Below are 22,362 nucleotides of genomic sequence, written 5' to 3'. Positions count from 1 at the left end.
GAACGATAGATTTGAAGGGTTTGATATAAAGGCTTTTGATTGATATAGTAGTTTTGAGCTCTTTTGATAAGTATGCAGCAGCCCTCTGAGCAAAATAAGTTTGAACAGGCTTAAATTGCAGAGAAAAAATAACAAGCGCGAGCAGCAAAATTATTGATGCGATTACCCAAAGGAGTATTTTAAATAGTTTTTTAATAATTTTGCAGCTTAAATATTAATAATTTGTCTGTTATACTTGCTATTGAGTCTTCTTGCGATGATACATCCGTTGCTATTTGTAACAACGGCAAAATTACTGCCAATGTTATTGCAAACCAAACAATTCATCAAAATTATGGTGGTGTTATTCCTGAATTGGCTTCAAGGGTACACCAACAAAACATTGTACCTGCCGTACAACAAGCGCTGATTGATGCCAATGTTACAAAACAGGACATAAATGCCGTTGCTTTTACACGTGGCCCTGGCCTTTTAGGTTCATTACTGGTTGGTGTTTCTTTCGCAAAATCTTTTGCTTTAGCCTTAAATATACCTTTAATTTCTGTCAATCATATGCATGCACATATTTTAGCGCATTTTATTGACGATCCAAAACCTGTCTTTCCGTTTTTATGCCTTACTGTTTCTGGTGGCCATACGCAGATTGTTTTGGTTAAGGATTACTTCGACATGGAAATTGTTGGCGAAACCCTGGATGATGCTGCAGGTGAAGCTTTTGATAAAACAGCTAAACTTTTGGCTTTACCTTACCCTGGCGGACCATTAATCGATAAACATGCGAAGCTTGGAAATCCGCTAGCTTTCAAATTTGCTGAACCGCAGATTGCGGATCTGAATTTCAGCTTTAGTGGTTTTAAAACCTCAATCCTTTATTTTATCCGGAAGCAGGAAAAAGATAACCCTAATTTTATTGCAGAAAATTTAGATGATATTTGCGCGTCAGTTCAACATAGTATTGTGCAAATATTACTGAATAAGTTAAAAAAAGCTGCAGTACAATATAATATTAAAGAAGTTGCGATTGCAGGGGGAGTTTCAGCAAACTCGGGTTTGAGAAATGGCTTACACCAAACTGCAGAAGAACTTGATTGGAACATTTATATTCCAGCTTTTCAATATTGTACTGATAATGCTGGAATGATTGCCATTGCAGGTTATCAAAAATATTTGAAGCAGGATTTTGTTGGTCAGGATATTTCACCACTTGCAAGGATGGAATTTTAGAGGAATTTTATGGTGTAACTTATTAAATGCGTTACATCTTCCGTGGGGCCGTGATAAACATAGGTAACTTTGAACTGTAAGCCGCCAACTGAAAACTGGCAAAAAGAAGTGATTAAATTGAATTTATATATATGACTGGTGCATCGTTGATATTTTGGATTGTTTGTGCGATACCGTTAATCGGAGTTTTATACTGGCTGATTAGAAAGGATAAGAATAAACTAAAGGGAAGTTGGGGCGTAATTATTTTGGGTGCTTTGGTTATTGCGGCCCTTTTAGTAATTGTCTACGTAACAAAAGATTTCAGTGCCGTATTCAGTCAAAATTAGGTAGAGGGTTCTCCTTATGTATAATAACGCAAACTGTTCTGTTTAAATTTTAGCGTTTCTTTATCGCGGCAATTTTGCTAATTATATAGCTATAAAAAGATTTTGATGCCTCATTCAGTAAGAATTAATTGAGTGGTATTTCCAAATATATTATAAAACAAACCGCCCTGCTAAATAATCTTTAGCAGGGCGGTTTGTTATCTTTAACTAATAAAGGCTGATTTATTTTTCAGCTAATTTATCACCAGTTACTTCAGCTTTAATTTTAACTTCCAGTTCTTCGGCAAGTTCAGGATTATCGCTTAACAATTGTTTCACAGCATCTCTACCTTGACCAAGTTTGGTATCTCCATAAGAATACCATGATCCGGCTTTTTTGATAATACCAAAATCAACACCTAAATCAACGATCTCTCCGTTTTTAGAGATACCTTCTCCAAACATTACATCAAATTCTGCAATACGGAAAGGCGGAGCCACTTTATTTTTAACAATTTTTACTTTAACACGGTTACCTGAAACTTCGTCAGAATCTTTGATCTGAGAAATACGACGGATATCTAAACGTACAGACGCATAAAATTTCAAAGCATTACCACCCGTTGTTGTTTCAGGGTTACCAAACATTACGCCAATTTTATCACGCAACTGGTTAATGAAGATACAGCAACATCCGGTTTTAGAAATTGTACCTGTTAATTTACGTAAGGCCTGGCTCATTAAACGGGCATGTAAACCCATTTTACTATCACCCATTTCTCCTTCAATTTCACTTTTAGGAACCAAGGCCGCAACAGAGTCAATAACGATTACATCAATTGCACCTGAGCGGATCAGGTTATCAGCAATTTCTAAGGCCTGCTCACCGTTATCTGGTTGAGAGATTAATAGGTTGTCGGTATCTACACCTAGTTTCTTTGCATAAAACTGGTCAAAAGCATGCTCCGCATCAATAAATGCTGCAATGCCACCTTTTTTCTGTGCTTCAGCAATAATGTGTGTAGCTAAAGTTGTTTTACCAGAAGATTCCGGGCCATAAATTTCGATTACACGACCTTTTGGAATACCTCCAATACCTAAAGCAATATCCAAGCTAATTGATCCTGTAGAAATAAAATCTATCGGCTCAATGGCAGTATCGCCAAGTTTCATGATGGTACCTTTGCCGTATGATTTCTCTAGTTTATCTAAAGTAAGCTGTAGGGCTTTTAATTTATCTGGATTTGCAGTGCTCATTTCTTTTTTCATTGATTGCGTAAATATAATCGATTCTCGGCTAATATGATTAAATGTTGATATTTATAATACTAATATATTTAGCTAAGGTAAATGTTTTTTGGCTAATGTCAATAGTAAATTCAAAATATTTTTTTAAGCCCTTAATTTATCTCTTTCGTTTTGAGCAGTTAAGCGTTCGAAGTACCTGCACATGTAGGTAATCTCGCAAACATCACATTTTGGGCTTCGGGCTACACAAACATAACGGCCATGCAGAATAAGCCAGTGGTGTGCAATATGGATATCATGCTCTGGCAAATGTTTTACCAGATCTTTTTCTACAGCAAGCGGGGTTTTACCATTGGTTAACCCTAAACGGTTGGCCACACGGAAAACATGCGTATCAACCGCCATGGCAGGCGCATTGTAAATTACCGAGGCGATAACATTTGCAGTTTTACGGCCAACACCAGGCATTTTCTGTAAATCATCAATACCAGAAGGCACTACATCATTAAATTCGTGAAGCAAAATATTAGCCATGCCCACCAGGTGTTTGGCCTTATTGTTAGGATAACTAATGCTTCTGATATAATCAAAAACAATATCGGGTGTGGCTTCTGCCAATGCTCTGGCATTCGGGAAACGTTGAAAGAGGGCTGGAGTAACCATATTTACCCTTTTATCGGTACACTGTGCAGAAAGGATTACCGCCACTAAAAGCTGATAAGGATTATTATAATGTAATTCGGTTTCTGCATCAGGCTGCTTGGCCGAAAAGTGTTCTACAAAAAGTTTGTAACGTTCTTTTTTAAGCATGGCCAAAGATAAGAGATAAATTGTTATTGGTTCACTTGTTCGGTGGTCAATAGTTCCTTAGTCGAAGGTTTGTTAGTCGATAGTTCATTTGTCAATAGTCCAATAGTTTATTAGTCGATAGTCCAATAGTTCTTTGGTCAATAGCTAAATAGTTTGTTGGCCAATCGTCTATTAGTTAATCGTCTAAACTGTTTTGCAAACCGAAAAAAGATATTGCTGTATTGTCTTTAAAGTATTTATCAAAAAAGAATAAGGCTGCTGATGAATTGCTGGTTAAAGTTAATTAATGCATAACAACCAATTTCTCTTTGCTTTCTGCTTCGAGTACTGGTTTTGAGCTGGTGCTTTTAATTAACCAAAAAGCAAATAGGGCACCTACAAGTGCCATTGCTGCACCCACATAAGCAGGTGAAGTATAATCGAAACCATAAACCAATGGAAGTCCGCCGAAGAAAGCACCTAAGGCATTGCCAATATTAAAACTTGCCTGACTTGCTGATGCCGCCAACATTTCTGAACCTTTGGCACTCTGGATCATCAGCATCTGGATTGGTGCGGCCAACGCGAAAGCTACTGCTCCGGTAATAAAAGTCATGATTAAAGCCAATGGCTGACTTGCTGAAACAAAGTGCACAATGGTTAGTGTAATTACCATGGTTAACAGTAATGCTGCAGATGCTTTTGCCGGAGAAAATTTATCAGCAAGTATGCCACCAACGTAATTGCCACAAAGCATGCCTATGCCTGCCAACATTAAAATATAGGTAACTGCATTTGGCGAAAAACCTGCAACATCTGTCATAAGTGGAGCAATATAGCTGTACCAGGTAAATAAACCACCGGTACCTATGGAAATCATAAAGATGATGATCCAGGCTTCCCTCTTTTTGAAAAAGCTTAACTCTGCTTTTAAATCTCGGTTTTTAGTGGCTTCCAAAGCTGGAAGCCATAATTTTAAGCTTAATAAAGTAACCAGTCCGACAAATACAACTACTGCGAAAGAAATGCGCCAGGAGAAATTATGACCGATAAAGGTACCCAATGGTACGCCAACAATATTGGCAATGGTTAGGCCCATAAACATGAGCGATACCGCCTGTGCAGCTTTCCCTTTTTCTGCTATCCTGCTCGCCACTACCGATCCTACGCCGAAAAATGCACCATGAGGTAAGCCAGAAAGTAATCTGGCAATAAATAAAGTATTAAAAGTAGGCGCAAAAGCCGAAAAGGCGTTAAATACGGTAAACATAACCATCAAAGCAATTAGAATCATTTTTGGTGGATATTTACCTGCGATCATAATCAATAAAGGCGCGCCAATTACTACCCCTAAGGCATAAGCCGAAATCAAATGCCCGGCCTGTGGAATGGTTACGGCTAAATCCTTTGAGATATCAGGGAGCAGACCCATCATAACAAATTCTGTTATGCCGATGCCTAAACCGCCTAATGTGAGTGGAAGCAAGTTCTTGTTCATAGCGTACTTAGTGTTAAATTTACACTATGCAAAGGTAATGCTTTTTGTATTAGGGCATTGTAAAAATTAGGCCATTTATGAAGGCATGTGAGATGAATTGAGATAATTATTTATTGCTAAATTGTTTCCTTGCTAAAGGAGATGTTTAATAGTTTATGAGCAATAAACACCACGGTGAGCTTATCATATGATAAACGCTAGTTAATTGCTTTTCTAGCCTGACTATAGTCTATTACAAATAATTCGATAGATGTGGTTCCCTCAATTGCTAATTGTTGATGGTCATTTTTATCTAAAATATCTAGGCGTATTCATAATCTGTTACAACTTCTAATAGACCAGTCGCCTCATCAGAAGAAAGCTGTTTATTGACTAATACGTGGCTTATTAGATTTACTGTATTTTTGAGCCCGGCTAACTGTTCTGTTTGAGCTTTTAATTGACTTTCATTTATGGAATAACCTTTAATCAAATATTCTTTTAGTATTTTATTTGCCCAAATTCGAAATTGCGTGCCTTCCCGTGATTTTATCCTGGAACCAACAGATATAATAACGTCTAAACTGAAAGCAGCTACTGGTTTGTCAGAATTTGCAGTATGCATAAAATGCATATTGCTTTTTCTACTAATTTTTCTTCTTTAAAAATATTATTAATATGCCTAGAAATCACGGATTGATCTCTCTTGAATAAACTTACCATCTGAGACTGTGTTAGCCACATCGTTTCTTGGCTTAAGTTAACATCAACCGCTGTTTGTCCATCCTTAGTTTGGTAAATAACAATTTGATTGGGCTCCATTATTGCTCGTTTTAAAGTAAAAATACAAAAGGTTATTAAGGAAGAATTAGGTAATGGTAAAACTTTAGTGGTTAATAGAAAGGGAATTGTAAATGCCGTATGTCCATCTCACATGTTCCATAACAAAAAAAGCTTGCTCCACCCTGTGGAACAAGCTTTTTGGCTCGTGTAAAATTTACTACTTGGCGCGGCTGTAAGCTAAAATCTTGTTGATGGTTTCATCTTGAGGATTTTTAGCCAGTCGATCTAACTTACCTTTTATTTGATCGTAAAATAAGTCGATTTCTGCGTCCGATTCAATATCAGTTTTAGGCTGAAACATGTTGGGTGTAGGTAAATTTACATTTGTTTTTGATGTAGAGGTTTTTGTCATAAGCACTGAATGTGATAAGTTTATAAACTTAACGATAGTTCAGATGCTTTATTTCAACCCCTAAAATATTTTATGTAACATTTTTACTACCCTTTGTAGGTCATCTCTTTAGTTTTAAGCATTTTGCGCAGGTTACTTAAGGCGTAACGCATTCGGCCAAGTGCTGTATTAATGCTTACTTCGGTTAAATCAGCTATTTCTTTAAAGCTTAAATCTGCATAATGGCGCATTAAAAGCACTTCTTTCTGCTCATCAGGCAATAAATGGATCATAGCTTTTAAATCTTTATGGGTTTGATCGCGAAGCATTTTATCTTCTGCGCTCTCATCATAAAAGTGTAGCATATTGAACACATCCATTCCATCGGCACTTGTGATGATGGGTGTCCGTTTTTCTTTCCTGAAATAATCAATAACCAGGTTATGCGCAATACGCATCACCCATGGTAAAAACTTACCTTCTTCGTTATATCTTCCCGATCGCAGGGTATTGATTACTTTTATAAATGCATCCTGAAAAATATCCTCCGCCAGATATTGGTCTTTAACCAATAAATATATAGAGGTATAAATTTTGCTTTTATGTCTTCTTAAAAGTTCCTGCAATCCATTCTCGTTCCCAGTAATATATACCTTTACCAGGTCCTGATCATTATATGATTGTAAATTCATAGGTTTACCTACACTAAATCCCGTACTATTTGCTAAAAATTAATTTGTAGATGTTTAATTTCTATAGCTGCTCTCCTATGTTTTTTGAATGTGTTAGTTTGGTTTTGAGGTTGTTAATATCCAAAGAAAGTTATTTTTTTATCAAAAAGCAAAAAATAAAATGTTAAAAAATAAATTAACCGTCTCAGTACCCTATTTTTGTATGTTCTTAAAACCCTAACCACATTCTGGGGTTATACATTTATATTCGTTACAATACATGAGCAAAAAAGAGGCCGAAAAAGATCCGCATAAAAATATCATTATAAAAGGTGCCCGCGTGCACAACCTAAAAAACATCGATGTTGCCATTCCAAAAAATAAGCTTGTGGTGGTAACGGGGATGTCGGGCTCAGGTAAATCTTCGCTGGCATTTGATACCTTATATGCTGAAGGGCAACGCCGGTATGTAGAAAGTTTATCATCATATGCCCGCCAGTTTATGGGCCGGATGAATAAACCAGATGTTGATTATATTAAAGGTATTGCGCCTGCAATTGCCATTGAGCAAAAAGTAATTACTTCCAATCCACGGTCAACAGTTGGTACTTCGACCGAAATATATGATTACCTGAAACTGCTGTTTTCGCGTATTGGTAAAACGATATCTCCGGTCTCTGGCAAAGAAGTTAAAAAAGATTCGGTTAGTACCGTGGTTGATTACGTAAATGCAATGCCTGAGGATACAACGGTAACGATTTTTTGTCCACTGTATCCGCATAATAACCGCACCATTAAAGAAGAACTTGCAATTTTATTGCAGAAAGGGTTTTTACGTGTGCTGATTAATGATAAAATAGAAAAAATTGAGTCTGTTTTAGATGATGCTGATTTTAAGGATGCAGAATTAACAGATGATAAAACTGTTCAGATCCTGATTGATCGTATTGTAACCAACCAGGAGGAAGAAACACTTAGCCGTTTAGCTGATTCGGCGCAGACGGCTTTTTTTGAAGGTAAAGGCGATTGTTATGTGGAAGCCCAGGGAACCACAAAACATTTTAGCGATCGTTTTGAATTGGATGGTATTAAATTCGAAGAGCCTACGCCTAATTTTTTCTCTTTCAACAATCCTTACGGTGCCTGTAAACGCTGTGAAGGCTATGGAAACGTTATCGGCATTGATGAGGATTTGGTTATCCCAGATAAAAGCAAGAGTGTTTATGATAATGCTATTGCCCCTTGGCGTGGTGAAAAAATGAATGTTTGGTTGCAAAATTTTATCAAAGCTGCACCAAAATTCGACTTCCCGATACACCGTTCTTATAGTGCTTTAACAGAAAAGGAACAACAGTTACTTTGGACTGGGAATAAATATTTTGCTGGTTTAGATGCCTTTTTTAAGGAGCTGGAAGAGCAGACTTATAAAATTCAGTACCGCGTAATGTTATCGCGTTACAGAGGCAAAACTACCTGCCCTGATTGTAAGGGCTCCCGTTTGCGTAAAGATGCTTCTTATGTTAAGATTGCAGAAAAATCGATTATTGATGTGGTTTTGATGCCATTGTCCAAAGCGCTGGTATTTTTTAACGAATTGAAATTAAGTGCCAACGATACCAAAATTGCAAAACGTTTGTTGGCAGAGGTTGATAACCGTTTTTTATACCTTAATAATGTGGGTTTAGGTTACCTTACTTTAAACCGTTTATCGAATACCTTATCTGGTGGAGAATCGCAAAGGATTAACCTTGCCACTTCGTTAGGAAGCAGTTTAGTAGGTTCTATTTATGTGTTGGATGAGCCGAGTATTGGTTTGCATCCGCGCGATACCAATAAACTGATCGAAGTGTTGGTTTCTCTCCGTAATGTGGGCAATACGGTAATTGTGGTAGAGCATGAGGAAGAGATGATGCGTGCAGCCGATTACATTATTGATATTGGTCCTGAAGCAGGTACTCATGGCGGCAATTTAGTTTTTAGTGGCAATTATGAGGAAATCTTAAAAGATAAATCCAGTTTAACCGGTCGTTATTTAGCAGGTATAGAAAAAATTGCCATTCCGGAGAAGCGCCGTAAATGGAAAGATCACATTTTAATTAAGGGTGCCAGGGAAAACAATCTTCAGAATATTGACGTAAAATTCCCACTTGGTGTTTTTACTGCTGTGAGCGGTGTTTCAGGATCGGGAAAAACCAGTTTGGTTAAAAAAATCCTGTATCCGGCTTTACAAAAAGCAATTGGAAACTATGCTGGCGAACAAACTGGAACCTATGATGGCATTTTTGGTAATTATGACCTGGTGAGTGCTGTTGAGATGGTTGATCAGAATCCAATCGGTCGTTCGAGCCGCTCCAACCCGGTTACTTATGTTAAAGCATGGGATGATATCCGTGCATTGTTTTCGGGCCTGGCATCAGCCAAAGCTGCGGGTTTAAAACCAGCTGCTTTCTCTTTTAATGTAGAAGGAGGCCGGTGTGATGTTTGCCAGGGTGAGGGTGAGGTGAAAATCGAGATGCAGTTTATGGCTGATATTTACCTTCTTTGCGAAGCTTGTAATGGTAAACGGTTTAAACAGCAGGTTTTAGATGTAACCTATAAAGAGAAAAATGTATCCGAAATTCTGGATATGACAATTGATGAGGCTGTAAGCTTTTTTAAGGATGAGCAAAAAATCCTCAATAAATTAAATCCGTTGGTTGATGTTGGTTTGGGTTATGTGCATTTGGGGCAATCTTCCAATACTTTATCGGGTGGTGAGGCACAGCGGATTAAGTTGGCTTCTTTCTTAATAAAAGGCAACAATGCGAATAAAACGCTGTTTATATTTGATGAGCCAACTACGGGTTTGCACTTTCACGATATTAAAAAGCTGTTAAAAGCACTTAACACATTAATTGAGCAAGGAAACACAATTTTGGTGATCGAACACAACATGGATATGATTAAATGTGCAGATTGGGTAATCGATATTGGTCCTGAAGGAGGTGATGGCGGGGGTAAGCTGGTTTTTGAAGGTACACCAGAAGACCTTGTTAAGGTAGAAAATTCGCACACCGGAAAATATTTAGCATCGCATTTAAATTTAAATCCATAATTTCGGCAATGCTTTTTCTAACGTTTTTCATCGGCATCCTTCTCAATGCCATGGGCTATATCCCCCCAGGCAATATCAATTTAACGGTAGCACAGCTCGCTATTAATAAGGGGATGCGCCAGGTTTGGTATTTTATCCTCTCTTTCTCTTGTGTAGAAGTATTTTTTACCTTTGGGATGATGCGCTTTGCAAGATGGGCCATGAGTGATATCAATCCGAACGAAGCCGTAAGCGAGGTACGCCTAAGTACCCTGGTGGATTGTTTCATGATTGTGATGTTTTTGGTGATGGGTACCATTACCTGGAAAAACCGGAAAAAGGTACCTAAAACAAGTAATAAAAAGGAGGATAAACGCAGCGGCAGTGTTTTATATGGATTAATTTTGGGTGTATTAAACCCTGTACAGATTCCTTTCTGGTTATTCTTCGGCAATTACGTAATCCTGCATCAATGGATTGAAACAGATTATCTTTCACTGATTGTATTTGCTTTAGGCTCTGGTGTGGGTTCATCTGTAGCACTTTATGTGTATGCCCATTTTGCAACCTATATTCAAGAGAAATTTGCCCTGAGTAGCTTAATCATCAATAAATCGATCGCGATATTTTTGTACGCACTTGCGGCTTATTTAATTGTTAAACAGGTAATTGTTATTCTTTAAAATAATTTAAGGCTGGTGTACGTCTTATCCATGGTCTGTGTCCTTACAGACCATTATTTTTTAAACAATTATGTAAATAATTTTTTCGGTCTGTGAGACACAGATCGAGGAGTTTATAGGTCTTATCCATGGTCTGTGTCCTCACAGGCCATTATTTTTAAAACAATTATAGTAGATAAGGTTTTCGGTCTGTGGGGACACATACCGAGAGATTAATATGTCTTATCCATGGTCTGTGTCCTCACAGACCATTATTTTTTATTAAACCTTTTTGTTATAAAATTGATACACAATTAGCGTTTGGTTAACTTAATCATAACATTAAATTTATGTTTAGTAAGCCTGATCAAGCTAATATTGGGCTTTGATACAAAACATATTTTATCCTTATGTCTAACAGACGTTTTTTTTTAAAAAATAGTTTGGCTGCTGCTGTTGTAGCCAGTATTTCACCGGTTCTTTCTTCATTCGCAGAAGAACATAATGCACCTGTAAAATCGGGTAAAGCGCCAAAACTGCGTTTCGCCATTGCATCTGATGGGCATTATGGCCAGCCAGGTACGGAATATAAACTTCATCACGAAAATATTGTGAAGTGGCTAAACGAATCTCATGATAAAAACCCTTTGAATTTCGTAATTATTAACGGAGATCTGGTGCATGACAGGCCTGATTTGTTACCCGAGGTTAAAAAAGACTATTACGATAAACTTAAAGTTCCTTTTTATGCCATCCCTGGTAACCATGACCATGCGGATACAAAAATCTGGAAATCTGTTTTCGGTTATGAGGATAACTTCTCATTTGAAAAAAGTGGAGTAGGCTTTGTGCTGGCCAATACTTCTGATACTAAAGGTACTTATGTATGCCCCAATAATGATTTCTTAAAGCAAGAACTTGATAAGTTTAAAAACCTGAAAACTGTTTTTGTGGTGTTGCACATTCCGCCTCATTTATGGGTGCCAGAAAGCCCGTTTGTAGAGTGTCCTGATACAATTAAATTATTGCACAGTTACCCGAATGTGAAGGCGGTGTTTCATGGGCACGACCATAGTTTGGATGCTGTTTTTTATACGGATAAACTGCCGCATTTTTTTGATGCGCATATTGGAGGAAACTGGGGCACTGCCTATAAAGGCTATCGGATTGTGGAGGTTGATGAAAATGATAAGATTCAGACTTACCAGGTAAATGCAAGTGGATCGCCATTGTTAAATGAAACCAAATTTTAACGGATATTTAATAGAAATGAAAAAGACATTTTTGATGCTCGTTTTTGCAGGTACTGTATTAAATTGTGCAGCACAGCAAATAGGCGATACCAGACAGGAAATTAAGGCTGGAACAGATGCGGCGCAACCTTTTCTGTTTTCCTTAAATACTTTAACTGCAGAAAATCAACGGTGGAATATCCATTATTCCGGCAGTTATGGAGAAAGGACAAATGGCCAGTTCGGATATGATGGTTTAGGGCAACAGTTTGGCGTTAAAGGTTATTTGGGCAGTCGATTTACCTTATATGCAACTGCCGCTATCGGTTTTGCAAATGCGGGTGGTATTACCTCGGCCGAACAGGCAGAAGTAATTAGAGATGTAATTGGTGGTAAAGGCATTGCAGGTTTTAGACTGGGTGCTGGTTTAGGATTGAGTAGAGATTGGTCTAATACCGGTTCAGCAATTAGCCGCATTACTTCTTCTTTCGATCGTACAAACTGGCGGATGGCTGGTAATTTTCGTTTCGAAAAAGCATTTGCTAAATCCAGGGATAAATTGGATTTTATTACAAGTTTTGGCTATCAGCATCGTGTTTCGAATGTTTTATATCTTGGATTTGAAGCATTAGGTCAGGATTTGGAAGGACTTTGGGAGAAAGATGAAGCTGAAGGTGGTGCAAAAGTAATGATTGGGCCTTCGATTAACCTTGAGCCAAACCATTCAAAACTTTCGTTTTCTATCTCTGGCGGACCAGTTTTTTACGCAACCCGTAGCCAGGTAATCCCCTCAGAAGCCATCCGCGAAATCGGTTCGGTAGCCTCTGGTAACGGCTATACCATCAAGGCACTGGTTAATTTCAATCTTCATCGCTAGTAATTTACATTCAATACGCAACATGAAAAAAACATATATATTAATCCTATTCGGGCTCCTTTTTATTCAAAAAGGATTTGCACAATGGCCTGGTAAAAACGAAAGCACCAAGCAGATTTTACTGCCTAATGGGTGGAAATTAAGTCCTGCGGGGCATTCTTTGCAGTTGGGCGATTTGCCTTTAAATATGCAGTTAAGTGCTTCGGGCAAATACCTGGCAATCACCAATAATGGGCAAAGTACCCAGTCGCTGCAACTTATTGATGCTAAAACGGAACAGATTATTGATGAAAAAGTGCTCAGCAAATCGTGGTACGGCATTGCTTTCAGTAAAGATGAAAAACACCTTTATGCTTCTGGAGGTAACGATAACTGGATTTTGGATTTTAATATCCAGAATAATAAACTGGGAAAAAGCGATACAATAAAGTTGGGTCCAATTTGGCCAAAAGGAAAAATCAGTCCGGCCGGGATTGTAGTAAACAGAAACAATACTAAACTTTACACGGTAACAAAAGAAGACAGTAGTTTATATGTAATCAACCCTGTTGAGCGGCAGATATTGAAAAAAATTCAGCTTCCGGCAATTGCTTATAGCTGTGTATTATCTACTGACGAAAGCAAAATCTATGTTTCACTTTGGGGAGGAAAATCTGTTGCGGTTGTAGATTTAACAACAGAAAGTATAACCAAACTTATTCCGGTGGGCGATCACCCGAATGAGCTCCTGCTTAATAAAAAGGGGAATACACTTTTTGTAGCCAACGCGAATGATAATACGGTTTCAGTAATTAATACTACCAATAATAAGGTAATCGAAACCATTGCCACTACACTTTATGCCACCCAGTTAACGGGATCTACTACCAACGGTTTGGCTTTAAGCAGCAATGAAAAAACCTTGTATATCGCCAATGCCGATAACAACTGTTTAGCCGTTTTCGACGTAAGCAAACCTGGTGTAAGCCAGAGCCAGGGCTTTGTTCCGGTAGGTTGGTACCCTACAAGTGTTAAGGTTTTGGGTTCAAAAATTTTGGTTACCAATGGTAAGGGCAATACCTCTATGGCCAATCCTCAAGGGCCACAACCGATATCTAAAGTAGACAATAGCGGTTACCACATGGGCAGTACGGCCAATAGCAGGCTACAATATATTGCCGGTTTGTTTAAAGGAACTTTATCTTTTATCGATGCACCAAAGCCTGAGCAGTTAAAAGTATATACAAAACAGGTATATGCCAATACTCCCTTTACTGATAAAAGGACTATTACTGCCGATGGTGAAGCCGGAAATCCTATTCCGCGCAAGCAGGGAGAAAAATCACCAATTAAGCACGTTTTTTATATCATTAAAGAAAACAGAACTTATGATCAGGTACTTGGCGATATGCCTAAAGGAAACGGCGATTCTACCTTAACATTGTTTGGTAAAAAAATTACACCTAACCAACATGCCTTTGCCGATAATTATGTGCTGCTTGATAATTTTTATGTTGATGCAGAGGTAAGCGCAGATGGACACAACTGGAGTATGGCCGCTTATGCAACCGATGTGGTGGAAAAAACCTGGCCAACCAGTTATGGGGCACGTGGCGGGAGCACTACATTTGAAGGTGGCAGACCGGTTACTTACCCTAAAGGTGGCTTTATATGGGATTATTGCCAGCGTGCGGGTATAAGCTACCGCAGTTATGGCGAGTTTGGCGACTATGGCAAAGCAAATATTAAATCGTTACAGGGCCATATGTGTGCCGCTTCACCAGGTTTTGATATGGATATCAAAGATCAGGTACGGGTAGATGCCTGGACGCATGATTTCGATTCATTATTGGTAGCCGGCGCAGTGCCTCAGTTTAATACGCTAAGAATATCCAATGACCATACCAGCGGACAAAAGAAAGGAAAATACTCACCACAGGCTGCGGTAGCCGATAATGATTTGGCGGTTGGCCGTATATTGGAGCATTTATCGCATAGCAAAGTCTGGAAAGAGTCGGTTGTATTTATTTTGGAAGATGATGCGCAAAACGGTCCCGACCATGTGGATGCACACCGTTCGCCGGCATATGTGGTTGGCCCATATGTAAAAAGGAATACCGCTGTACATACGATGTATTCTACTTCAGGCTTTTTAAGAACCATGGAACTTATTTTGGGTTTGCCGCCAATGAGCCAGTACGATGCTGCCGCAATGCCGCTTTACGAATGTTTTACTTCCAAGCCTGATTTTACACCTTATACTGTAATACAACCGCTTATCGATTTAGATACGAGAAACGTAGCCGTTAACGAAAGTAGTAGACGCTCTGAAATGTTCAATTTTGCCAAAGAAGATTCTGCACCAGATTTAGATTTAAATGAGGTTGTATGGAAATCGGTTAAGGGCGAACAATCGGTAATGCCTGCACCGAAGCGGAGCGCTTTTGTGATATTGGAGAAAAAGAAAAAAGATGATGATGATTAGTTGTTAGTCATAACTTCCTTTAAACAAAGAGGCAATTTCCTAAAGGAAATTGCCTCTTTGTTTTTTATTTCGTGGTTTGTGTTATCACAGACCATTTTGTTTATTATGATGGATTATTGTCTACAATTTCCAGTCTGGTCTTTCGAAGTGACAAGTATAACCGTAAGGGTTTTTCTGCAAATAATCCTGGTGTTCTTCTTCTGCGTTCCAGAAATCGGTTTCAGGTACTACTTCGGTTACAATTTTGCCTGGCCATTTTCCAGAAGCGTCCAATTCTGAGATTAGTTCATTTGCGGTTTTTTCCTGTTCTTCGTTATTGAAAAAAATAGCTGAGCGGTAAGAGGCTCCCACATCGTTTCCTTGTCTGTTGCGGGTGCTTGGGTCGTGGATCTGGAAGAAGTATTCTAATAATTGACGGTAAGTTAAAACAGTCGGATCAAAGGTAACTTCAATCGCTTCGGCATGTGTGCCATGATTCCGGTAAGTGGCATTGGGAACATCACCACCAGTATATCCAACAACAGTTGAGATAACGCCAGGGTAATGACGGATCAGTTCTTCTACTCCCCAAAAGCAGCCGCCTGCAAGAATGGCTTTTTCAGTATTCATATATCTTTCCTTTTTTTAATTACATAAAGATACGGCGAAGATGTGTAAAAGGAAAGTAAAGAAGGGGGCTGTATAGTTTTTTCGGTAAGGGGAAATCTGTTGTAATGAATAGATTTTTAGTATTTGGAGCGCGGTGGCTGTACAATACCTGAAGTTTCTTCCCGTTTTTTGCTTTTACGCTTCGCTTCCTCGTACCTCTTTGCTGCAGGGTAACGCTTCAACCGGTGCTAAATGGCCAAGGCAGTATTATATTTATGATGTTGCAGTGTGCACAACCCCTGGTTTATAAACCCGATAGCAGCGGCAGCCTCCGATTTTTCATCGGAGCTATAGCGAATGAGCGGGACAGCAAACCGCCAAGAAACACAGTCTGCTCATTTTCTAAGAATATATAAATTATATATTTCGGTCGGTGAGACACCAACCGATAAGATAATGAATAGATTTTTAGTATTTGGAGCGCGGGGGCTGTACAATACATTAAGTTTCTTCCCGTTTTTTGCTTTTACGCTTCGCTTCCTCGTACCTCGTTGCTGTAGGGTAACGCTTCAACCGGAGCTAAATGGCTAAGGCAGTGTTATATTTTTGAGGTTGCAGTGTGCACAACCCCTGGTTTATAAACCCGATAGCAGCGGTTCCGATCCTTCATCGGAATACGCGATGACGGGACTGCATACCGCCAAAAACCACAAGCCTTTCATTTTCTAATTCTGAAGGTACAATTTCGGTCGGTGAAACACCAACAGATAAGATGGTGTACCATGGTAGTGCTGTGCTATCGCTTCGCACCAGACTATTCGCAAATTATTTAATTGTTGGGCTTGTCACTTAGCGCTAACCGCCAAACCCGAAGTCCATAAAACTCACATTGTTTTTGCGTGAAGAGCTTACGGCAATGCCTTTTTCAGTCTTATTGGTAAAGGTGAAACCTTCCAGTTCATCCGCTTTGTCGGTATCAATCACGTTTAAAACAACTTCTTGCCCTTTGATTATGGATTTTTCGAGATCTACAAAGGTCAGTCTCCATTTGCGTCCTTCAATTTGGTTCTGGATTAAAACCAAAATGCCTTTATCAGCAATATAATGTAAGTTCTGTACCCATGGTGAGCAGGTGAATTTTTTAAAGAGGATGCCCTTTTCACTTGTTTTATTGGCTTTTGATAAAGCTGCGGGATTGTACAAACGCACCTCATTGGCTTTATTTCCATAATCGGCTGTTGCGACAAACCACTTCCCTTTATAATTTACATATTCTGGTCGCGTACCCTGGATACAGGCATCATCTTCAATGGTTTTAAACAAATTCCCATCCAATGTTTTCGTCTTTAAAAAACCTTGCCAGTTGATACAGTTTATCACCGCTTTCCACACCGTACCTTCTGCATTTTGCTTTACCGAATTACCCACAAATGTGGGTAAGCCCTTGTGGTAAGCAATACCAGTGGGATGTTTGATGATATTTTCGCCTTTAATGGTGAACCTGTATTCTTGATGCTGGTAAATCAACGAGTCTTTCTGGAGCTTATACCCTCGCATAACACCCACTTCTCTATCGCCGTAAAGAAAATACCGTCCATTCTGATAAGAAATACCCTGGCAGGCGCCTAGTGAATCAACTGTAATTGTTTTGGTAATTTTTCCATCTCTATTGTTGTATCTGCCCACAAAAAACATCACGATCAACACCAGGATTGGGTTTAATGTTTTCATATACTAAGGATCTAAAGGTTCATCAAAATCTATTTGTAAGGATGTTGTATTTAAGTAGAATTCTGACTCGGTATCGCTTAAACGTTTTCCATTTTTATAAGGGTAATAGCCAAGCTCTTTTTTACAGCGTTGGAGCAGAATATCGGTGATATAATAACTCTGCGATTTTACGGTACAGGCTAAACCGGGTTTATCTACCGGTATCCCGTATCTGAACATCAGTCTGGCACAGTTACGCAGGTTGGTGGTGGTATGGCGGGCATGGGGCTCTATAATAATGTGGCTTTCGGGTATCTGAAGGGTTTTCATTAAAAACTTCTTCATTTCGTAAGCTTCGCTGAATTTGGTTTTATAAGGGTGAACGCGACCGCCCGATACCACGATAAATGGCGCTACGCCTTTTTTATACTGTATTGCCGCTAAGCGGCAACGGATCATTCCGCCAGGGCTAAGTGCAACCTCTCTTTCCTCTGGACCAGCGCCCGGCACCAGGATTACGCTGTAAGGATATTTCTTCCAATCTGTTTTTTTGATCTGGTTAATGGCGGCAAGATTTACACCTTTGGCCATTGGCTCGTAATCGGCGGCATCATCGCGTTCATTTAGTTCTAATGCTTCCAACGCAAATGCCATCTCGGGTTCGAAAAAAAGCTTATTATTGTTTTGTAAGGATAACCATGCATTGGCTGAGGTTAGTTCTGCAAACTCTTTATCCTTTAAATTAAAGCTGATTGAGTCTATTTTCGGGTAATTGGGTTTGTTTCCCTCTATATAAACACCAATTGCATAATTAATGGCATGAGCATCTTGTTCCCAGGCTTTAATTAAAAGGGTTTTGTGTTGTTCTTTGGCTAACATGGCATAACAACCTGAGGGGATGAGATGGTTTTTTACCAAACTCCCCAATAGATTATTTTCGGTATAGAGCAAGGCCAACCGGTTCCCGATACTCGTAATTTCCGCATCGGTAAACTTTAAAGCCCTGGCATAACAGGCAATATCTGTTTTGCAGGTTTTAACTGCTTCGTTTACTTGTTCTGTTTTTAAGTTGTAGCGCTTGTTAAGCGCTGTATCTGTGCTGAGCATTTTGCGTAGCCCGGGCAATTGCTGGAAAAGCGTAAGCAGGTAATAATTTTTGTACTGTACTTCATTTCTGGTCTTGGTTAACTGATAAGACTGTTTTGGCAGATCCTGTGCAGATAAGCCTTGACAGAACAGGCAGACTACTAAAAGCGGATAAAGGAATTTCATTCGAACAATTTTGGAAGCAAAGTTAAACTTCAGCCATTAAAGAAACATTAAGAGGTTGTTATACTTTGACCTATAGTAAACCGATTTAGGAGCTGTTTACCGTCCTTAATATTAATTTAAAGTACCTGTGTTGTTTGGTGTAAAGAGTTAACATCAGGGATACATAGTGTTAAAAGTACAGCTATACTTTTGCGGCTGTAGAACGCTCAAGAAATTACTCGTTAACCTTAAAAGGATCAGCCTATGTAAATGTGAACATCTACAATCTACTTAAAACAAAATCCCAATTATAATTCAAAACCATTACTAAGAACAAAAAGATGACATCATTTTTTTTTACCGCAAGTATTAAAAGTGCTTGCAGGAAATTGCTTTTGCCTTTAGGCTTACTGGCCATCTGTAATTCCGGTGCAATAGCAATAAACCATAATGTGGCTGTTTCTGGCTTGCAAAATAAGGCATTTGCCACCGTAAGCGGAACAGTTACCGATCAAAATAACCAACCTTTACCTGGTGTAAGTGTTTTTGAAAAGAAAACGAAAAAAACAACCGTTACCGATCCAAATGGTAAATACTCCATTAATGTAGAGGATGGTTCCATATTGGTATTTACTTATATCGGTTATGATAATCAGGAAGTTGTGGTTAACGGCCGCTCCAATGTCAATGTTATTTTAAAAGAAAGCAGCAATACCCTTAATGAGGTTGTAGCCATTGGTTACCAAAAAATTAGAAAAGCTGATGTAACCGGAGCCATCAGCAGTGTTAAAGCCAGCGAAATGAACCTTACATCGCCTACTGTTGGCCAGGCACTGGTTGGAAAGGTTGCTGGTGTGCAGGTATCGCAAACCAGTGGTGCGCCATACTCGGGTACCAAAATAAGGGTAAGGGGTGTTGGTTCAATCAACGCCAGTTCCGAGCCTTTATATGTAATTGATGGTTATCCGGCAGGAAACAATGTATCCATCAATCCGGAGGATATTGAAACCATCGACATTTTAAAGGATGCGGCTTCTGCTGCCATTTATGGTTCAAGAGCATCGGGTGGGGTTGTGCTAATTACCACTAAAAGAGGTGCCGATGGGAAAGGAAAGTTTGAGTACGATGTTCAGGGTGGTATTTCTCAGTTGGCTAAAAAAGTAAAATTATTGGATGCCAACCAGTTTATCCAGCTGTTAATTGACGGGCGTAACAATGCCTATAAAGATTTATGGGTAAATGCGGGCAAAACCTGGAACGACTCCATGTTTGGTGATAGCAACGCTACGCGTATTACGAATGTAGGTAATGGAAGTAGTGTAAGCATTCCGGCTGATCTTTATAATTTTAGTACACAACAGGCCATCCCTGCTGCCTACAATACCGATTGGCAGGACGAACTTTACCGCAATGCAGTTTTTCAACGCCATAATCTTTCATTTTCTGGCGGTACCAAAGATGTAAAATACTTTTTAAGCGGTGGTTATCAGAACAATGATGGTATAGTAACGAACACCAACCAAAAGGTAACCAACTTTAGGGGTAATATCGATGGTAAAGTGAGCGAGCGTTTGCGTGTTGGTGCAAACATTGCTTACACAAAAAACGATAACAGAGAGGTACAGGAAGGACGTTATAACTTAAGTCCGATGATGTCGGCATTAATTTATCTGCCTTTTCTGCCTGCAAGAGATGCAAACGGAAATCCTGTTCAGTTTGGAATGGGGGCACTGGCTTCTCAATACGGTATTCAGAATCCAGAAAATCCTTTGGCAACGGTTGAGCAACTAAAAATCACCAGAAAGAGCAACAGGAGTAATTATAATGCCAATGCTACTTACACCATTTTAGATGGACTTAATTTTAAGGCTAACTTAGGTACACAAACCTACAACGAGAAATACGATTATTATTTGCCTACAAGCTTAAGTAGTGGCAATACGGCTCCTTATTCTCCTGAATCAATAAGGGCGGCAAATGCAATTGCGCAAACGCTTAGTCAGGTAGATCAATTGGCAGAGTTTACTTTAAATTACAACAAAACTTTTGGTAAGCACAGCATAGATGTTTTAGGAGGTTACTCTGCACAGCATACATCGAGCGATCAGATCAGGGTAGCAGCAAGCGGTTTCCAAAATGATTATATAGGTGAAATTACAGATAAAGGAGCTGATGCCGGGTTTTTTACTTTAGACCGTAACAGAACAGGCAAAACAGTTACCACTTTACTTTCTTATTTTGGCCGTTTCAGCTATAATTATGCGGGCAAATACTTTTTAACCGGTTCCTTCCGTCGTGATGGTTCCTCGAGGTTTGGTCCGTTAAATAAATACGGTGTGTTCCCATCAATCGCTGCGGGTTGGAATTTATCTGACGAAAGTTTTTACAATAACTTTTTGGGCGGACAATCAAGAGTTAAACTAAGGGCAAGCTGGGGCTTAAGCGGCAATAACAGCATACAGGATTACCGCACACAGCAAGAGCTAACCGCACCGGGTGGTGCAGTTTTCGGGAGTGCAATTTCTACCGCCATTTGGCCAGCCAGTATTCAGGATAAGGGATTAGGATGGGAATCTACCTCTCAGTTTAACTTCGGTACCGATATCAGTCTGTTCAAAAACCGTGTTTCAATCATGGCGAATTATTACCTGAGTTATTCTTTCAACTTATTGTTTAACCAGCCGCTTTCGGCCATTGCCGGCACTTCATCCGTACTAACCAATCTGAGTAACAGCAGGGTGCGTAACAAGGGTTTCGATTTGCAGGTTGATGGCAAAATTATCCAGAACGAAGATTTTACCTTTGGCTTAAGTGGAAACATTGCTGCAAACCGGAACAAGGTTTTAAATATGGGTGGTAACAGTACCATATTTACAGCAGGTGCGGAGCGTTCGTACATTACACACGTTACACAAGAAGGGCAGCCAATTGGTATGTTTTATGGTTTTAAGGTGCTGGGTAGGATTACTGCCGATAATTTGGGTAAGGTTGCGCCATCTGCTTCTTCTACAAACCCGGCCAAAATCGGCGATTTATACTTTCAGGATACCGATGGTAATGGTATTGTAAATGATGCTGATAAAACAGTAATTGGTACACCATATGCAAAATTCACCTATGGTTTTGCCTTAAATACCTCTTACAAAGCGTTCGATTTGAGGGCATCTTTCAATGGATCTTATGGGAACCAGGTTTTAGATGGACAGGATTATTACCTGTACAACTTTGAAGGCTCAGGAAACCAATATGTAGAGGTTGCCGATCGTTACAGAAATGAAGCTAATCCCGGCAGTGGTTTAAACTATCGTGCATCGCGTGCAGGTACACAAAGTAACAGCACCCGTTTATCATCTTTCTATATTCAGGATGGATCTTACTTTAGGTGTACCAATATTACTTTGGGTTACAGTTTTCCAAAACAATTGGCCAATGCGCTTAAGGTGAGCAATATCCGCGTTTATGCCAGTGTAGATAACGCCTTTACCATAACCGATTATAAAGGTTATAATCCTGAGGTGGATTATAGCGTAGGCAACAACCTTGCACCTGGTGTAGATTATGGAAACTACCCATTGGCAAGAACTTATAACCTTGGTATTAAACTTACTTTTTAG

At 39.2% G+C, this 22,362-nt stretch carries 18 protein-coding genes; 8 read left to right on the top strand and 10 right to left on the bottom strand.

Annotated features, from left to right (window positions below; genetic code table 11):
• Positions 1 to 222 precede the first annotated feature (222 nt).
• Together tsaD and ASE74_RS24915 are read left to right on the top strand one after the other, a co-directional pair.
• Positions 223 to 1,224, top strand: a complete 1,002-nt coding sequence (tsaD, locus tag ASE74_RS16835; RefSeq protein ID WP_055911434.1) for a tRNA (adenosine(37)-N6)-threonylcarbamoyltransferase complex transferase subunit TsaD — start codon at positions 223 to 225, stop codon at positions 1,222 to 1,224.
• A 131-nt stretch (positions 1,225 to 1,355) separates the two neighbouring features.
• Entirely contained in the window at positions 1,356 to 1,553 is a 198-nt protein-coding gene (locus ASE74_RS24915; RefSeq protein ID WP_055911432.1) for a hypothetical protein, read from the top strand.
• Between the two features lie 222 nt (positions 1,554 to 1,775).
• On the opposite strand, the gene recA is transcribed toward ASE74_RS24915, so the two are convergent.
• The 7 genes from recA to ASE74_RS16790 form a co-directional block, all read right to left on the bottom strand.
• Complete coding sequence (recA, locus tag ASE74_RS16825) at positions 1,776 to 2,789, bottom strand: recombinase RecA (RefSeq protein ID WP_055912009.1); 1,014 nt, start codon at positions 2,787 to 2,789, stop codon at positions 1,776 to 1,778.
• Between the two features lie 135 nt (positions 2,790 to 2,924).
• Positions 2,925 to 3,590 carry an endonuclease III gene (gene nth / locus ASE74_RS16820; RefSeq protein WP_055911430.1) on the bottom strand — a complete coding sequence of 222 codons (666 nt, stop codon included), beginning with the start codon at positions 3,588 to 3,590 and terminating at the stop codon, positions 2,925 to 2,927.
• 283 nt (positions 3,591 to 3,873) lie between these two features.
• A complete protein-coding gene (locus tag ASE74_RS16815; protein WP_055911429.1) occupies positions 3,874 to 5,067 on the bottom strand; it encodes an MFS transporter in 1,194 nt (397 codons plus the stop codon).
• Between the two features lie 301 nt (positions 5,068 to 5,368).
• On the bottom strand, positions 5,369 to 5,671 hold the full coding sequence (gene rhuM, locus ASE74_RS16810) for a RhuM family protein (RefSeq protein ID WP_055911427.1): 303 nt from the start codon (positions 5,669 to 5,671) through the stop codon (positions 5,369 to 5,371).
• On the bottom strand, positions 5,641 to 5,868 hold the full coding sequence (locus ASE74_RS25220) for a hypothetical protein (RefSeq protein WP_082458822.1): 228 nt from the start codon (positions 5,866 to 5,868) through the stop codon (positions 5,641 to 5,643). Before ASE74_RS25220 ends, rhuM begins: the two co-directional genes overlap by 31 nt.
• A 178-nt stretch (positions 5,869 to 6,046) precedes the next feature.
• On the bottom strand, positions 6,047 to 6,241 hold the full coding sequence (locus ASE74_RS16795) for a hypothetical protein (RefSeq protein WP_055911421.1): 195 nt from the start codon (positions 6,239 to 6,241) through the stop codon (positions 6,047 to 6,049).
• An 86-nt stretch (positions 6,242 to 6,327) separates the two neighbouring features.
• Complete coding sequence (locus ASE74_RS16790; RefSeq protein ID WP_055911419.1) at positions 6,328 to 6,912, bottom strand: RNA polymerase sigma factor; 585 nt, start codon at positions 6,910 to 6,912, stop codon at positions 6,328 to 6,330.
• A 259-nt stretch (positions 6,913 to 7,171) separates the two neighbouring features.
• On the opposite strand from ASE74_RS16790, the gene uvrA reads away from it, so the two are divergent.
• From uvrA to ASE74_RS16765, 5 genes are all read left to right on the top strand, one after another.
• Positions 7,172 to 9,985 carry an excinuclease ABC subunit UvrA gene (uvrA, locus tag ASE74_RS16785; protein ID WP_055911417.1) on the top strand — a complete coding sequence of 938 codons (2,814 nt, stop codon included), beginning with the start codon at positions 7,172 to 7,174 and terminating at the stop codon, positions 9,983 to 9,985.
• Positions 9,986 to 9,993: 8 nt separating this feature from the next.
• On the top strand, positions 9,994 to 10,647 hold the full coding sequence (locus ASE74_RS16780; protein WP_055911415.1) for a LysE family transporter: 654 nt from the start codon (positions 9,994 to 9,996) through the stop codon (positions 10,645 to 10,647).
• A gap of 389 nt (positions 10,648 to 11,036) precedes the next feature.
• On the top strand, positions 11,037 to 11,879 hold the full coding sequence (locus ASE74_RS16775) for a metallophosphoesterase (protein WP_055911413.1): 843 nt from the start codon (positions 11,037 to 11,039) through the stop codon (positions 11,877 to 11,879).
• Between the two features lie 16 nt (positions 11,880 to 11,895).
• The gene (locus ASE74_RS16770) at positions 11,896 to 12,735 is read left to right on the top strand and encodes a hypothetical protein (protein WP_055912007.1); all 840 of its coding nucleotides are present in this window, start codon (positions 11,896 to 11,898) and stop codon (positions 12,733 to 12,735) included.
• Between the two features lie 22 nt (positions 12,736 to 12,757).
• Positions 12,758 to 15,199 carry a bifunctional YncE family protein/alkaline phosphatase family protein gene (locus ASE74_RS16765; RefSeq protein ID WP_055911411.1) on the top strand — a complete coding sequence of 814 codons (2,442 nt, stop codon included), beginning with the start codon at positions 12,758 to 12,760 and terminating at the stop codon, positions 15,197 to 15,199.
• Between the two features lie 120 nt (positions 15,200 to 15,319).
• Here the strand turns inward: ASE74_RS16765 and msrA are convergent, their stop codons facing one another.
• From msrA to ASE74_RS16750, 3 genes are all read right to left on the bottom strand, one after another.
• Positions 15,320 to 15,808 carry a peptide-methionine (S)-S-oxide reductase MsrA gene (gene msrA / locus ASE74_RS16760; RefSeq protein WP_055911409.1) on the bottom strand — a complete coding sequence of 163 codons (489 nt, stop codon included), beginning with the start codon at positions 15,806 to 15,808 and terminating at the stop codon, positions 15,320 to 15,322.
• A gap of 834 nt (positions 15,809 to 16,642) precedes the next feature.
• A complete protein-coding gene (locus tag ASE74_RS16755) occupies positions 16,643 to 17,518 on the bottom strand; it encodes a hypothetical protein (protein ID WP_055911407.1) in 876 nt (291 codons plus the stop codon).
• Between the two features lie 3 nt (positions 17,519 to 17,521).
• Complete coding sequence (locus tag ASE74_RS16750; protein WP_082458821.1) at positions 17,522 to 18,769, bottom strand: YdcF family protein; 1,248 nt, start codon at positions 18,767 to 18,769, stop codon at positions 17,522 to 17,524.
• Between the two features lie 320 nt (positions 18,770 to 19,089).
• On the opposite strand from ASE74_RS16750, the gene ASE74_RS16745 reads away from it, so the two are divergent.
• Complete coding sequence (locus tag ASE74_RS16745; protein WP_055911405.1) at positions 19,090 to 22,362, top strand: TonB-dependent receptor; 3,273 nt, start codon at positions 19,090 to 19,092, stop codon at positions 22,360 to 22,362.

Origin of the sequence: Pedobacter sp. Leaf216 (genome assembly GCF_001421515.1) — a bacterium.
Taxonomy (GTDB): Bacteria; Bacteroidota; Bacteroidia; order Sphingobacteriales; family Sphingobacteriaceae; genus Pedobacter.
The sequence above is the reverse complement of the archived record's forward strand: the minus strand, read 5'-3'. Positions and strand labels throughout refer to the sequence as shown.